Genomic DNA, 13,747 nt, shown 5'->3' with positions numbered 1-13,747 from the left:
GGGGGAAAGCGCAATGAATAAGTGGACAGGCAGAGCGTCCAGCCTGGAGGAGTGGCTGGAGTTTTTGAAATCGAATGAAGGGCTGATGGAGAATGTGACGCACTGGCGTACGCTTCCCTCCCGCGATCCAGTCTACGCCCCGCTGCCGGCTGATCTGCATCCCGCATGGCGGGAAGCGCTGCATAAGAGAGGCATCGAGAAGCTGTATGCCCATCAGGCGTCCGCCTACGCCGCCGCGCGGCGCGGAAGCCACGTCGTCGCCGTGACGCCGACGGCCTCCGGCAAGACGCTGTGCTATAATTTGCCGGTTGTGCAGAGCATCCTGCAGAACGAAGAGGGCAGGGCGCTGTATTTGTTCCCGACGAAGGCGCTGGCTCAGGATCAGGTCGCGGAGCTGCAAGTGCTGGCGGATCTGATGGAGAGCGGAATCAAGACCCATACCTACGACGGAGATACGCCGCCGACGGTTCGCACGGCTATCCGCAACGCCGGCCACATCGTCGTTACGAATCCCGACATGCTTCATTCGGCGATCCTGCCGCATCATACGAAATGGGTGAAGCTGTTCGAGAACATCAAATTCATCGTCATCGACGAGGTTCACGCCTACCGGGGCATATTCGGCAGCCATGTCGCGAACGTGATCCGGAGGCTGAAGCGGATTTGCCGGTTTTATGGCTCGAACCCGCAGTTTATTTGCGCGTCGGCGACGATCGACAATCCGAAGGAGCACGCGGAGCGTCTGATCGGAGAGCAAGTGGAGCTGGTCGACAACAACGGCGCTCCGATGGGAGAAAAGCATTTTATCATGTATAATCCGCCCGTCGTGAACAAGCAGCTCGGCATTCGGCGCAGCAGCGTGCTGGAGACGCAGAAGCTCGCCGCGATGCTGCTTAAGCAGGGCGTGCAGACGATCGTGTTCGCGAGGAGCCGGGTTAGGGTGGAGCTGCTCTTGACGTATCTGCAGGAGCTTATCCGCGACAAGCTGGACGCAAAGACGATACGGGGCTACCGCGGAGGATATCTGCCCAAGCTGAGGCGGGAGATCGAGAAGGGGCTGCGCACCGGTGAAATCCGCGGCGTGGTCAGCACGAACGCGCTCGAGCTTGGCATCGATATCGGGCAGCTGCAGGCATGCGTGTTGAACGGTTATCCCGGCACGATCGCAAGCACGTGGCAGCAATCCGGGCGGGCGGGAAGGCGCCAGGAAAGCTCCGTGACCTTCCTCGTCGCAAGCAGTAATCCGCTGGACCAATACATGATCCAGAATCCCGATTTCTTCTTCGGCCATCCGCCGGAGCGGGCGCTGATTCATCCGGACAATCTGCTCGTGCTGATCGACCACGTGAAATGCGCCGCATACGAGCTGCCGTTCCGCGAAGGCGAAGAGTTCGGCTCGGAGCCGCTAGCGGACATGATGGAATTTCTGGTCGAGGAGAAGGTGCTGACCCATGCGGGGGGACGCTGGTATTGGATGGAGCAGTCGTTCCCGGCGCACGGCATTTCGCTCAGGTCCGCCGCTCAGGAGAACTTTATTATTATCGATATCACGACGAGCGAGCACCGCGTGCTTGGCGAGGTAGACCGGTTCAGCGCTCCGACGCTTATTCACGAAGAAGCGATCTACATTCACGAAGGCGTCCAGTTCCAAGTCGAGAAGCTCGACTATCCGGAGAAGAAGGCCTATGTCCGAGAGGTGGACGTCGATTACTACACCGACGCGAACCTCGCCGTCGAGCTGAAGGTGCTCCACGTCGACAAGGAACAGGAGACGGGAGAGCTGCTACGCCAGTACGGCGAGCTGACCGTGAACGCGAAGGCTACCATTTTCAAAAAAATCAGGCTCCGCACGCACGAGAACATCGGCTCGGGACCGATCCATCTCCCCGAGGAGGAGCTCCATACGAGCGGGTACTGGTTCTCGTTCAGCGAAGAAGCCGCCTCCCGCAAGAGCAAAAACGAAATGCAGTACGCGCTGCTCGGCATCGCGAACGTGCTGGTCCACATCGCTCCGCTGTATCTGATGTGCGATCCGTTCGACATTCGCGTCGTGCCTCAGGTTAAGGCGGTGCACTCGCAGCGGCCGACCATCTACTTCTACGACCGATATCCAGGCGGAATCGGGCTGAGCGAGAGGCTCTACGAGGTGCATGACCAGCTCATCCGCCATGCCCAATCGATGATTACCGCATGCGGCTGCCTTAGCGGCTGTCCTGCTTGCGTAGGTCCGATCGAGGAAGTCGGACTGCTCGGCAAGGAACAAGCGCTTCAGCTGCTTCGCGAAGCGGGAGGTTCGGCATGAGCGGCCTTCGCGACCGAATGAACCGCTTAAGGGGCGTCTCGGCCGAAGCCGGTCCGTCCGCCTCCGATTCGCATACCGAAGAAACGACTGTGCCGCAACAGCCGGACGATAAGATTATAGAAGAGGCGGCCGACGAGGAGACGCTCCATCCGGGCTTCGAAGCGTTTGGCGTGAGAATTTGCCGAACCGAATGGGGGCCTTATCTGGTCCGCAGACTGGAATATCCCCTCAATCACCGACACGGCACCCACGCGCTCGGAGAGCTGGTCGAGGCGGCTCCGGGGCTTGCGGCATTCCACGAAGAGGCCGGATGCCCTTCGCCCCAAAGCATCCTCTATCTCGATCTCGAGACGACCGGTCTCGGCGTCGGGACGGGCAACGTGCCGTTCATGATCGGAATCGGCTATATGAACGGCGAATCATTCGTAATCGAACAATCGCTAATCCGCCATCCGGCGGAAGAATACGCGATGATGATGGATTTGAAGCGAAAGCTCCGTAATTTCTCTTATCTGGCCACATATAATGGGAAGACGTTTGACTGGCCGCTTGTGCTGAACCGCATGATTATGAACGCGATCGGGTCCTCTCCGTGGACGCCGCTTCACCTTGATTTTTTGCATCCATCCCGCTCGATTTGGCGAAATACGCTTACGTCGTGCAAGCTGAGCCATATCGAGGAGGAGCGTCTCGGCATCGAACGCGAGGATGACGTGCCCGGATCGCTGGCGCCGCAGCTTTATTTTCAATTCCTGGCGGACGGCAATCCCGAGCCCCTCGAAGGCGTGTTCCGACATAACGAGATCGATTTGATGTCCCTTGCTTGCTTGTCGATACGGTTCGGATTCCTGCTGCAAGAACGGATTTTCGAACGGATTCCGTTCCCGGAGGAGGCGGAGGAGCTGGTTCGGACGGGATTGTGGCTTGGGCGCATGGGCCGCTCCGGGCTTCCGGAGGAGCTGTTCCGTCTTGCGACGTTATCGGTAACGGCGGCGCCATCCTCCTTGCTAAAGCTGGCCGCGGCGGACAAGAAAGCTGGAAATTGGGACCGCGCTGTGTTATTGTGGCAGAAAGCCATCGTACAAGCGGGAGAACAATGCCATGAAGACGCGAGCGAAGCTTGCGTGGAACTAGCGATGTATTATGAGCATCGGACCAAGCAGCTCGATTTGGCGCTGACTTTCGCGCAGCAGGCTCTCGAACGATGCCAGCTTGCCGGGATGGAAGGCAAGCCAAGCGCCAAGCAGATAGCCGAGCTGGAAGCCTTGCAGAACCGCTCGGCGAGGATTAGAAGAAAGCTGGATCAGGAGAGATCGAGAAAGAAGGACGAAGCATGAGGGATCTATCGGCCGCTAAGGGCTTATTAATAGATTTGGACGGAACCTTGTATCACGGCCATGAAATGATTGCAGGCGCCGACCGGCTGATCCGTTCCTTGCGGGCTCGTCGCATTCCTTATTTATATGTAACGAACAACTCTTCCGCGACGCCCGAAGAGGTGGCGGATCGGTTGTCGGCGATGGGGATTCCGGCGGTCGCGGACGAGGTCTGCACGTCAGCCCAAGCCGCGGCGGGATACATCGTCGCCAAGTCGCCGGGCGCATCCGTGTACGTGATCGGCGAAGCCGGGTTGACCGCGGCCTTGGAGGCTGCCGGCTTGCATCTAACCGAGCAATCCCCCGATTACGTGGTGCAAGGCATTGACCGCTCATTGTCTTATGACCGCGTCGCGCGGGCCGTTGCATTTATCCGCGGCGGAGCCGTATCGGTCATGACGAATCCCGATCTGCTGCTCCCGACGGCGGGAGGCCTAATGCCGGGCGCCGGCTCCATCGGAGCCATGCTGCAAGCGGCGTCGGGGGTGAAGCCGGTATTAATCGGGAAGCCGTCGGATGTCATCATGAATTACGCGCTGGACCGGCTGGGCGTACGCGCGGAGGAGACATGGGTCGTCGGCGACAATATCGCCACGGACATAGCGGCCGGTATCGCGGCGGGCTGCGGTACGGTGTTAGTCTTAACGGGGCTGACGAATGCGGATAATAGGGAGCATTACGAGAAGGAGGCGGGCTGCCGAGCCGAGCTCGTGTGCGAGAATCTGGATGCTCTGATCGACAGGCTGGATCGGGAACGTTGAAGCAACATTCATATCATAGAAGCACATTCAGGGAGGATTAAAGCTTATATGCAGGAACTTCCGGAGGTAGACATCTATCGGGCGATGCTGGCCGAGCGTTACGCGGGAGCCCAAGTAACGGCCATGCATATACATAAGGAATTACGGGAATCGGACGGGGGACACGACGTTAGTCAGGATGTCGTCGGCCAATCCATATGGTTCGTTGAGCGAAGGGCGCAGCATTTGGTTTTCCATCTGGATAACGGCAAGCGGTTTCTAATCCACATGTCGGACGGCGTAACCGCCTACTGCGGGCTTGCTGCCGATTCCGCACAACCATCGGAGCCGGCGCTTTCTCTCGACTTCCAGGAACGTCGATTATCGTTTTTTGGTCTGCGTGCCGGCGACTTATCGATTATGTCGGTCAAAGGACTCGAAGGGTACATGAAGACATTCGGTCTAGATCCGCTAGACAAGAGAGTAACGCCAAGCCGGCTTAAGGAACGGTTCGCGAAGAAGAGGAGCTCGCTCAAAACCGCGTTGATGGACGAGAAGCTGATGACGGGAATCGGGAACGTCTATTCCGACGAAATTGCGTTCGAAGCGCGAATCCGTCCGGAAACCAAAGTTGCCGTTCTGGGCGAGTCGGAATGGGAGCGGCTGCATGCCGCCATCGTGCATGTTCTTCGCGAAGCGATCTCGCATGGCGGCATCGGGGAAAGCCCGTTGTTCGAAGGCGATATTCTGACGGGCGGCTATAGGGAGCGGCTGCAGGTATACAATCGAGCAGGCGAAGCCTGCCACCGATGCGGCGGCTCGATTCAGAGAATCGCGGTCGGAAGCCGCAAAGCATTCGCCTGCGATGGATGCCAGAACGATTCTTCGAGCATAGGAGCCGATGAGGAATCCTTGCCGCAATAGAAGGAGGCAAAGGCATGATCCATGTGTACTTGGACGATTACCGTAGTTGTCCAATCGGCTTTGTGCCCGCCCGAACGGCGGAAGAATGCAAGCTTTTGATCGAGCACGAGAAAATTGACATATTGTCCTTGGATTTCGACTTGGGCTGGGGACAGCCAACAGGTCTTGACGTTGCGCGGTTTCTGACCTCTTCGGGAAACTACCCGAAGCGCATTTATTTACATACCTCCAGCGCGGCTGGGAAAATTCAGATGTACCATCATTTATCCGAAAACGTCCCGGGCGAATGCGAGTTGTTCGGAGGGCCCATGCCGCAAGAGCTGCTGGATCAAATCGCCGCCGAAGCAAAAGCTTGACGGAATTCTGTACTCATCCCGATTACTATACGAAGAAGAAAGAGGCTATTACAACCGTGAGTCAATGGATCGGAACCTCGAATCAAACCTATGCTCCCTATGCGATGGAGGAGCTGCGAAGATTGCTGCCCGGCACGAGCTTCGCGCAGCTGGCGGCGGGTGAAGTATTTCTTATGGAATGCCAGCTTGACCGGGAGGAGGTGCTCGGATTAATCCGAGAGCAAGAGCCGATTTTCCTCAGGCACATTCAACCGGTGGACAGAACGCTGACGGTCAGCGGAAACGCCGAGGATTTAGAGCTTCTCGGCGAAATGGTCCGAAACGCCAGATTGACCTTCATGGATAAGCGCACAGCCGTCCATATTCGCCGGAATGCGAATGCCGCGTTCCATTACTCCGCTTCGGATACAAAGGCGCTGCTGGACGCGGTGCTTGAGGAGTGGGACGCTGAGCCGGTCGTGCAGCAGCCGGAAGTGATCATCTCCATCTATGCGGCCGGAGACAAGCTATTCGTAGGCTTCGGAGCATCCGCGGACATGCTGTCCGATTGGCCCGGGGGCGCGGTCCGGTTCCAAAGGGAAGAAGGACAAATATCCCGCGCGAAGTTTAAATTGCTGGAAGCGGAACGGGCTTTTGGCCTGCATTACGAGACGTTCCGGTCGGCGCTCGACATCGGCGCGGCTCCCGGAGGCTGGACGTCGCTGCTGCTGGAGCGCGGCCTTCGGGTAACCGCCATCGATCCGGCGGACATGCATCCGTCGCTGCTGTCACATCCTCTTCTTACGCATCTTAAGAAGAATGCCTCGGAAGCGAAGCTTCAAGCAGGCTCCTTCGATCTTCTTGTTTGCGACATGAGCTGGAGCCCTATGCTAATGAGCCGGCTTGTTCTTGATTTGAAGGATTCGCTGAAAGAGGACGCGGAGGCGATCGTGACGGTGAAGCTTATGCACCGTAAGCCATTGCAGACGATCCGAGAGGTGAAGGAACGGTTATCGACCGGTTTCACGGTTATTAAGGCGAAGCAGTTGTTCCACAACCGGGAAGAAATTACGCTTTATTTGCGCAAAAAATGAAAGCACAGCACCTATAGGCGCTGTATCATACAATTAAGGGAAAGCATCCCGAAAACGTCTGCCACCGCGGACGTTTTCGGGATGCTTTTTTTTCAGGAGGTCAAAGATGGAACAGCCTAAGAGTTTGACTCCCACATGGGAGAGAGGGACGATAGTAGGGGACAGATACCGCGTCGTCCGCGTCATTGGGCAAGGCGGAATGGGCATTGTGTATGCGGCGGAGGATTTGAAGCTTGGGTGTTCTCTCCGCGCGATGAAGGTGACCCGCACGACGCTCGGGGACAGCGCGTATTCGGAGGAAGCGGTCACGTTAATGGGATTAAACCATCCCAATCTGCCTCTCATCACCGATTATTTCGCGTCGAACGGGACGGAAATATTAATTATGGATTACGTTGAAGGAGATTCGCTCGCGGGCATCTTGCGGAAATCATACGCGGGCTTTACGTTCGAGGAGCTTCGGCAAGTAGGGCTGCAGTTATGCTCCGCGCTTCAATATTTGCATGGGCAGCCGTCGGCGATTATTCATCGGGATTTGAAACCGTCCAACGTGATGATTGATCGCGACGGCCATGTGAAGCTGATCGATTTCGGCATATCGAGGCGCTACAAAGAAGGTCAGCCAAACGACACGGTTCAGCTCGGCACGATAGGCTTTGCGGCTCCCGAGCAGCAGCTTGGTCTTCAAAGCGATGCCCGTACCGATATTTACGGGCTGGGGGCTCTGCTTTATCATTTGGCGACGGCGGGCACGAAGGCGATAGACGGGCATAGGTTGAATGCCGGCGGCCGGCAAGCTCCCGTCCTGCGGTTGCCCACGGACTATCCTGCTTCGTTCGCGCCGGTGCTGGAGCGGATGCTCCATCCAACGCCTGACCGGCGCTATCAATCGATGGCGGAGGTGGAGCAAGCGCTGCTGGCCATCTCGTCTTACGGCCATGCGTCCGCGAATCAACCGAAGGGCTGGAACAAACGCGTCTGCGCGGCCGAGCCTGCTCTTGTCAGCGTAATGTCGGTATCTCCCGGAGCCGGCGCGACGCTCCTGTCGATTTCTCTCGCGATGATGCTGGGCAGGAACGGCTACAACGTGACGGCTGCCGAATATATCGGCTCCTCGCCGGAATGGACGGAGCTGCTTCCGGACAAGGTTAAAAGAGAAGCTGAAGTGTATGATCCTCTAGTTGCGTTTACGGATAGACAGACGGGGCGCAAGGAGCAGAACCGAATCAAGTGGCTGGCGAAGCATGCCGCATACGTCGGAGAACGGGAGCAGGCGGCCCGATCGTTCGAGCAGCGGCTTAGAGAGCATGGTCAGACGTTTAATGTAGTCGATTTTTCAAGCAGCTGGCAGGATCGTCACGCGCTGCATTGGCTCAAGCAATCGAAGCATGTCATCGCCGTCGGCGATCCTTTTATCGCCAAGTGGCAGGTCGAGGCCGTTCAGAAGCTGATCAAGCTCGGGGAGGAGCTGAAGGCAAACGGCGGAAGCCTGCACTGGATCGCGAACAAGGATATCCGGTTCCGTGGCAGACGGGAGTGGCTGTCGTTGTTCCCGGAGCCGCCTCTCGCCGCGGTGCCGCTGCTCCCTCAAGAGGCGGTGCTGAACGCGCTGTGGAGCGGGAAATGGCTGAATGATAATGCCGTGCTGGATTACAGGATGAACAAGCCGTTATCCAAAATTTTAGCCGCCTTGAGCGCGTCCGCGAAGTGACCGGGGAACCGCCGTCTCCCTTGCAATTCGACTTTTCCTTCTTTATGATGAAAGTATTATTTGGAATTCTACATAAGGAGGTGCCCCGGAACTTGAATGAGCGCATATTGGTCGTAGAGGATGAGGCGGGCATCGCGCGCATCTTGCAGCTAGAGCTTGAGCATGAAGGCTATACGGTAGGGGTGGCGTCCGACGGACGCAAAGGCTACGAAATGGCGTCGACAGGGGAATGGCAGCTGGTGCTGCTGGACGTCATGCTTCCGGAGATGAGCGGCATCGAGGTGCTGCGCCTGATCAGGCAAGCGGGAAATCCGGTGCCCATTATTTTATTGACCGCAAGAGACACGGTTCCGGACAAAGTAAGCGGCTTCGAGCACGGAGCCAACGATTATATAACGAAACCGTTCGCCATGGAAGAATTGCTGGCGAGGGTTCGGAACATACTGCGCATCTTTCAGCAATACCCGAAGGAAGCGGAGGGCTCCGACCTCATTAAGCTGGGAGACCTGTCGATTGAGCTTCGGACGCGCAAGGTGTACCGGAAGGATCTGCTCATCGAGCTGACCCCGAGGGAGTTCGAGCTTCTTGTCTATTTGGTAGAGAACCGCAACGAGGAGAAGTCGCGCGAAGATATTTTGTCCGAGGTGTGGGGGTACGACTTTATCGGCGAAACGAATCTCGTCGACGTGTACATCCGATATTTGCGCCAGAAGCTGGACAAAGGGTATCGCCATAAGCTGATTCATACGGTGCGCGGCGTCGGTTACATGATCAAGGAGCCTGACGCATGACGCTGCGTAAACGCTTTACGCTTTTCACGATCTTTTGGCTTATCTTGATCCTTATCTTTTTTAATATTTTCGTCTATTTCTACGTCATCAAGATTACGACGGAGAGCGAAGAAGAGGTCATCACGACCAAGGTCAATCTGCTGCTTGAGAATCCCCGCATTCAAAGCGGGCGAGGGCTCAGCTCTCCCGATTTGCTGGAGGAATACCGCAACGTCAACGAAATGATTCGCATCATCTCGCCGAATAACCGCGTGCTCAATATCGGAATCGGTTCTCATCCGGTACTCATGGAGCTGCCCGCCGAATTCGAGGCGTTCCATAACTCCGGCATGCTGACGAAGGGCGGCGAGCGCATCCTGTTCATGCGCGTTCCCATCTACGAAGAGGGGAACGTCATCGCCATGCTCGAAGTGACGCGTATCCTGGACGAGCTCGACAATTATTTGCAGGTGCTCGTGGCGGCCCTCAGCGTCACAAGCGGCGGCGCGATACTGTTCGCGATCTTCGGCACGTATTGGTTCACGTCCCGATTGACAGCCCCGATTCAACAAATGGTGAATACGATGAGGGAGATCGACCGGAGCGGCAAGCTGCGGCAGATCGATATGGGCAATCGCGAAGAATCGGCCGAGCTGCAGCAATTGATCCGAGCGTTCAATCAGATGATCGAGCGGCTCGACCGGACGTTCGCGAGACAGAAGCAGTTCGTTGCCGATGCATCCCATGAGCTGAAGACGCCGCTGACGGTTATCAGCAGCTATGCGGGCATGCTGAAGCGATGGGGCCGGGATGACGAGAACGTGCGCGACGAAGCGATCGATGCCATCGCCAAGGAAGCGACGCGTCTTCAGAATTTGACGAAGTCCATGCTGACGCTTGCGGAGGCCGAACAAGAGGATTGGCTGAAGCTCGAGATGTTCGACGTGGTGCAGGTCGTAGACGAGCTGGCTACCATGCTTCAGACGACGTTCCAGCGGCCGATAAGGGTGAAGGCACTGTCCAAAGTCGTCCGCATGATGGGGGATAAGGACAAGATCCGCCAGCTGCTCGTCATTCTGCTGGACAACGCGATCAAATATTCGAAAGAGCCGATCGATATCTCCATCACGCTAATGAAGAATATCGTCAAAATCGAAGTGAAGGACAAAGGGATGGGCATTCCGGAGAAGGAAATCCCCCATCTGTTCGAACGGTTCTACCGGGTGGACGGCGCAAGAAGCCGTTCCACGGGGGGAGTAGGTCTTGGCCTGTCCATCGCCAAGCGGATCGTTGATCTGCATGAAGGCAAGATCGACGTCTTCAGTCTGCCCGAGCTCGGAACGACCATCACGCTGCAGTTCAAGCAGCGTAAATAATTTATTGGGATTGGAGGAACCGCCATGAAATACCGGGTATCGGCCGTGCAATACAAGCTCGCGGATATTCAGAGCTTCCAGCAGTTCGAGGAGCAGGTTTCCCATTACGTTCGCAACGCGTCGGAGTACGGAGTGCAGTTTCTTCTGTTCCCCGAATTCATGACCACGCAATTATTATCCATAGGCGATGAAGCGGGAGAGGGGCTGCCGATCAGCAGGCTTCCCGAGTTCACCGAGGCTTACATCGCGTTATTCCGGAGGCTCGCCGGGCAATACGGCATGTATATCGTGGGCGGCACGCATGTCGTGGAAGTAGAGGGCGGCAAGCGCCGCAACGCCGCGCATTTGTTCCATCCGAACGGTAAAGTGGACGTTCAGCACAAAATTCATCTGACGCCGACGGAAGTCGCCGAGTGGGATATGTCGCCCGGAGACGGCGTTGAAGTGTTCGAGACCGAGTTCGGCACGATCGCGATGCTGACCTGTTATGACATCGAGTTTCCCGAGATCGTCCGGATGGCCAGAGCCAAGGGCGCCGATGTGATCTTCTGTCCGTCTTGCACGGACGACCGCCACGGCTTCCATCGCGTTCGCTATTGCTGCCACGCGCGCACGATCGAGAATCAAATCTATGTCGTCACGACCGGTACCGTGGGAGCGCTTCGCAAAGTTGATTTTATGCGCGCGAACTTCGGCCAGGCAGCCATCATCGCTCCGAACGACATTCCATTCCCGCCGGCCGGCATTATTGCGGAAGGCGTCATCAACGACGATATGCTGGTCGTTGGAGATTTGGATCTCGCTCTGCTGGAGGAGGTCCGGAAAAACGGCTCCGTCATGACATGGAGGGATCGCCGTTCCGATCTGTATCCCGATTGGAGCTGACGGGATGAGAAAAGAGCTCTATCTGCTGCATGCCGGCAAGCCCGTCCGCGCGACCATCCGGAATTACACGCATGACGATTTCGACGGTCTTATCGCGGCGCAGAAAGCCAGCTTCCCTCCGCCGTTCCCGGAAGAACTGCTATGGAACGAGCAGCAGTTGAGGGAGCATGTGACGCGTTTCCCCGACGGGGCGCTTTGCATCGAAGCGGAAGGGCGAATTATCGGCTCGATGACCGGACTCATCGTCGAACTCGACCGCTACGCCAGCTCGCATACATGGGAAGAGATAACGGATAACGGATACATTCGCAAACATGACCCGAACGGCGACACGCTGTATGTCGTCGATATATGCGTCATTCCGGAGTTCCGCAAATCAGGGGCGGGCAAATGGCTGATGCAGACGATGTACGAAACGGTTGTTCATCTGCGCCTGGCAAGACTTCTGGGAGGCGGACGCATGCCGGGATACGCAAGCAAAGCGGCCGAAGCGACGCCCGAGCAATATTTGGAGAAAGTCATTGCCGGCGAATGGAACGACCCGGTCATTACATTCCTTCTTCGCTGCGGCAGGATGCCCATCGGGGTGGCCGAGCATTACTTGGAGGACGAGGACTCTTTAGACTGCGCGGCGATCATGGAATGGCGCAATCCTTTTTTATAACCATTTGAAGCACAGATAGGAGAGAACGCACTCATGTTAACTTATCATCGAATTACTTCCATAGACGACCCTTATTTCAAGCCGCTGCACGAGCTGCTTGGCACGATCTTCCCTCCGGAGGAGGTGCTCGCATACGAGCTTTGGAGAGAGCCTCTGCAGGACCCTTCCATTCATGTGTATGCGGCGCTGCTAGGCGACGAAGTCGTCGGGTCGACGGAATACCGCTATTATCCCGAGCTTCGCGTCGCGATGACCGATTTCACGATTATCGGGAAGCCTTCGCTTGGCGTGGGGCGATTCCTAATGCGGAGCCGGCAGAAGGATCTGGAGCGTCTCGCGGCGGAATCCGGTACGGTCCCTATCGGCATGTTCGCGGAAATCTATGATCCTTATCGCGCGGCGATTCACGAGTTTGGAGGCGTGTCGCCGATGAATCCGATCGTTCGCAGAGAGGTTTTGTCGCATATGGGATATAAGAAGCTCGATCTGGCGTACGTGCATCCGTCCTGGGATCATGAAGGAGCTGCCGTGTCGGAGCTGGATCTGGGCTTCCTGCCGCAAAACGAAGAGTTGAACGAAATCGATGCCTCCTTGGTCGCAACATTCCTAACGGGTTATTATTCGGCCCTCCCCAACAAGCCGGCCGAGTGGGTAACGATGATCGAGAAGCTGAAGGGCATGGAAAAGGTGGCTCTGCTGCCGCTATGACGACTAAGCTCACATTCCGAGGCACGGGCGATTCGCAAGGCGTTCCCCGCGTGTATTGCGACTGCAGGATATGCGATGAGGCGCGCTCCTCGGAAGGAATAAATCGCCGGCTGCGTTCGGCTCTTCAGATCGATATGCCGGACGCCGGCGTGACATGGATCGATTGCGGGCCGGACTGGGGACGCCAGATGGAAGCCGCAGGCTTGCGGACGATTGATCGTATGCTGATCACGCATGCCCATTTCGATCACATCGGTGGACTTCCGGAATGGTACGACGTCTGCCGCTGGTCCAAAACCCGAGGCATCGCCTATTCGCCGTCCGAGGTTATTGAAGAGATCAGAAGCCGGTTTCCATGGCTAACCTCCATGATCGATTTCCGGCCGTTCGATGAGCCGATACTGATCGGAGCGTGGCGCGTGCGGGCATGGCGGGTCAACCATGGCAAGAACGGCTATTCGTACGCGTTCCGATTCGACCATTCGGTAAGCGGCTATTCATGGGTGTATTGCTCGGATGCCATTGATTTGACGGAAGAGCAGCAGGAGCCGCTTCGCGGCGCTGATTTGCTTATTCTGGGAACCAGTTTCTTCAAGGAGCCATTCCCGCGCGAAACGAGATCGTTGTATGACGTGCACGAGGCTCTTGAGTTATTCGAGCAATGGAAGCCGAAGCAAGCATTCCTGACGCATATGTCGCACGATATCGATATCGCGAAGGACGGCTACCTTCCCTCGCATGTTCACTATTCGAAAACCGGCATGACCATCGAAATAAACGAATGATTAGAGAGCTGCTTCCCAAGATCATTTCTTGAGGAGCGGCTCTTTATATTTTCGCGCATTAGAGGAGATGCTATGGC

At 56.8% G+C, this 13,747-nt stretch carries 13 protein-coding genes; all 13 read left to right on the top strand.

Translation table 11 applies throughout. The annotated features are described in order from the left end of the window. Positions 1–13: 13 nt before the first annotated feature. The 13 genes from NQZ67_RS03230 to NQZ67_RS03170 all read left to right on the top strand — a co-directional run bounded on the left by NQZ67_RS03230 (position 14) and on the right by NQZ67_RS03170 (position 13,670). Complete coding sequence (locus NQZ67_RS03230) at positions 14–2,302, top strand: DEAD/DEAH box helicase (RefSeq protein WP_257442725.1); 2,289 nt, start codon at positions 14–16, stop codon at positions 2,300–2,302. After that, on the top strand, positions 2,299–3,639 hold the full coding sequence (locus NQZ67_RS03225; protein WP_257442724.1) for a ribonuclease H-like domain-containing protein: 1,341 nt from the start codon (positions 2,299–2,301) through the stop codon (positions 3,637–3,639). Before NQZ67_RS03230 ends, NQZ67_RS03225 begins: the two co-directional genes overlap by 4 nt. Beyond that, positions 3,636–4,439, top strand: a complete 804-nt coding sequence (gene nucF / locus NQZ67_RS03220; protein WP_257442722.1) for a 5' nucleotidase NucF — start codon at positions 3,636–3,638, stop codon at positions 4,437–4,439. Before NQZ67_RS03225 ends, nucF begins: the two co-directional genes overlap by 4 nt. A gap of 48 nt (positions 4,440–4,487) precedes the next feature. Continuing rightward, complete coding sequence (locus tag NQZ67_RS03215) at positions 4,488–5,342, top strand: Fpg/Nei family DNA glycosylase (RefSeq protein ID WP_257442720.1); 855 nt, start codon at positions 4,488–4,490, stop codon at positions 5,340–5,342. A 14-nt stretch (positions 5,343–5,356) separates the two neighbouring features. Next, on the top strand, positions 5,357–5,698 hold the full coding sequence (locus tag NQZ67_RS03210; protein WP_257442717.1) for a cyclic-phosphate processing receiver domain-containing protein: 342 nt from the start codon (positions 5,357–5,359) through the stop codon (positions 5,696–5,698). A 56-nt stretch (positions 5,699–5,754) separates the two neighbouring features. Next, positions 5,755–6,771 (top strand): SAM-dependent methyltransferase, encoded by a 1,017-nt coding sequence (locus NQZ67_RS03205; RefSeq protein WP_257442715.1) that lies wholly within the window; start codon positions 5,755–5,757, stop codon positions 6,769–6,771. Positions 6,772–6,877: 106 nt separating this feature from the next. Then, the gene (locus NQZ67_RS03200) at positions 6,878–8,482 is read left to right on the top strand and encodes a serine/threonine protein kinase (RefSeq protein ID WP_257442712.1); all 1,605 of its coding nucleotides are present in this window, start codon (positions 6,878–6,880) and stop codon (positions 8,480–8,482) included. A gap of 92 nt (positions 8,483–8,574) precedes the next feature. Then, positions 8,575–9,273, top strand: a complete 699-nt coding sequence (locus NQZ67_RS03195; protein ID WP_257442709.1) for a response regulator transcription factor — start codon at positions 8,575–8,577, stop codon at positions 9,271–9,273. Further along, positions 9,270–10,628 (top strand): HAMP domain-containing sensor histidine kinase, encoded by a 1,359-nt coding sequence (locus NQZ67_RS03190; protein ID WP_257442707.1) that lies wholly within the window; start codon positions 9,270–9,272, stop codon positions 10,626–10,628. The genes NQZ67_RS03195 and NQZ67_RS03190 overlap by 4 nt, the downstream gene beginning before the upstream one ends. A 24-nt stretch (positions 10,629–10,652) precedes the next feature. Next, positions 10,653–11,513, top strand: a complete 861-nt coding sequence (locus tag NQZ67_RS03185) for a carbon-nitrogen hydrolase family protein (RefSeq protein WP_257442704.1) — start codon at positions 10,653–10,655, stop codon at positions 11,511–11,513. 4 nt (positions 11,514–11,517) lie between these two features. After that, entirely contained in the window at positions 11,518–12,177 is a 660-nt protein-coding gene (locus tag NQZ67_RS03180; RefSeq protein ID WP_257442702.1) for a GNAT family N-acetyltransferase, read from the top strand. Between the two features lie 33 nt (positions 12,178–12,210). Then, positions 12,211–12,885 carry a GNAT family N-acetyltransferase gene (locus NQZ67_RS03175; RefSeq protein ID WP_257442700.1) on the top strand — a complete coding sequence of 225 codons (675 nt, stop codon included), beginning with the start codon at positions 12,211–12,213 and terminating at the stop codon, positions 12,883–12,885. After that, the gene (locus NQZ67_RS03170) at positions 12,882–13,670 is read left to right on the top strand and encodes an MBL fold metallo-hydrolase (protein WP_257442698.1); all 789 of its coding nucleotides are present in this window, start codon (positions 12,882–12,884) and stop codon (positions 13,668–13,670) included. The genes NQZ67_RS03175 and NQZ67_RS03170 overlap by 4 nt, the downstream gene beginning before the upstream one ends. The last annotated feature ends 77 nt before the right edge of the window (positions 13,671–13,747 follow it).

The sequence above is a fragment of the Paenibacillus soyae genome, from assembly GCF_024623455.1.
Taxonomy (GTDB): Bacteria; Bacillota; Bacilli; order Paenibacillales; family Paenibacillaceae; genus Pristimantibacillus; species Pristimantibacillus soyae.
The sequence above is the reverse complement of the archived record's forward strand: the minus strand, read 5'-3'. Positions and strand labels throughout refer to the sequence as shown.

What these genes read in the sequence shown, in the direction of transcription:
- NQZ67_RS03230 (WP_257442725.1), top strand. Translation starts at nt 14, where the DNA reads ATGAATAAGTGGACAGGCAGAGCGTCCAGCCTGGAGGAGTGGCTGGAG.
- NQZ67_RS03225 (WP_257442724.1), top strand. Translation starts at nt 2,299, where the DNA reads ATGAGCGGCCTTCGCGACCGAATGAACCGCTTAAGGGGCGTCTCGGCC.
- nucF (WP_257442722.1), top strand. Translation starts at nt 3,636, where the DNA reads ATGAGGGATCTATCGGCCGCTAAGGGCTTATTAATAGATTTGGACGGA.
- NQZ67_RS03215 (WP_257442720.1), top strand. Translation starts at nt 4,488, where the DNA reads ATGCAGGAACTTCCGGAGGTAGACATCTATCGGGCGATGCTGGCCGAG.
- NQZ67_RS03210 (WP_257442717.1), top strand. Translation starts at nt 5,357, where the DNA reads ATGATCCATGTGTACTTGGACGATTACCGTAGTTGTCCAATCGGCTTT.
- NQZ67_RS03200 (WP_257442712.1), top strand. Translation starts at nt 6,878, where the DNA reads ATGGAACAGCCTAAGAGTTTGACTCCCACATGGGAGAGAGGGACGATA.
- NQZ67_RS03190 (WP_257442707.1), top strand. Translation starts at nt 9,270, where the DNA reads ATGACGCTGCGTAAACGCTTTACGCTTTTCACGATCTTTTGGCTTATC.
- NQZ67_RS03185 (WP_257442704.1), top strand. Translation starts at nt 10,653, where the DNA reads ATGAAATACCGGGTATCGGCCGTGCAATACAAGCTCGCGGATATTCAG.
- NQZ67_RS03180 (WP_257442702.1), top strand. Translation starts at nt 11,518, where the DNA reads ATGAGAAAAGAGCTCTATCTGCTGCATGCCGGCAAGCCCGTCCGCGCG.
- NQZ67_RS03175 (WP_257442700.1), top strand. Translation starts at nt 12,211, where the DNA reads ATGTTAACTTATCATCGAATTACTTCCATAGACGACCCTTATTTCAAG.
- NQZ67_RS03170 (WP_257442698.1), top strand. Translation starts at nt 12,882, where the DNA reads ATGACGACTAAGCTCACATTCCGAGGCACGGGCGATTCGCAAGGCGTT.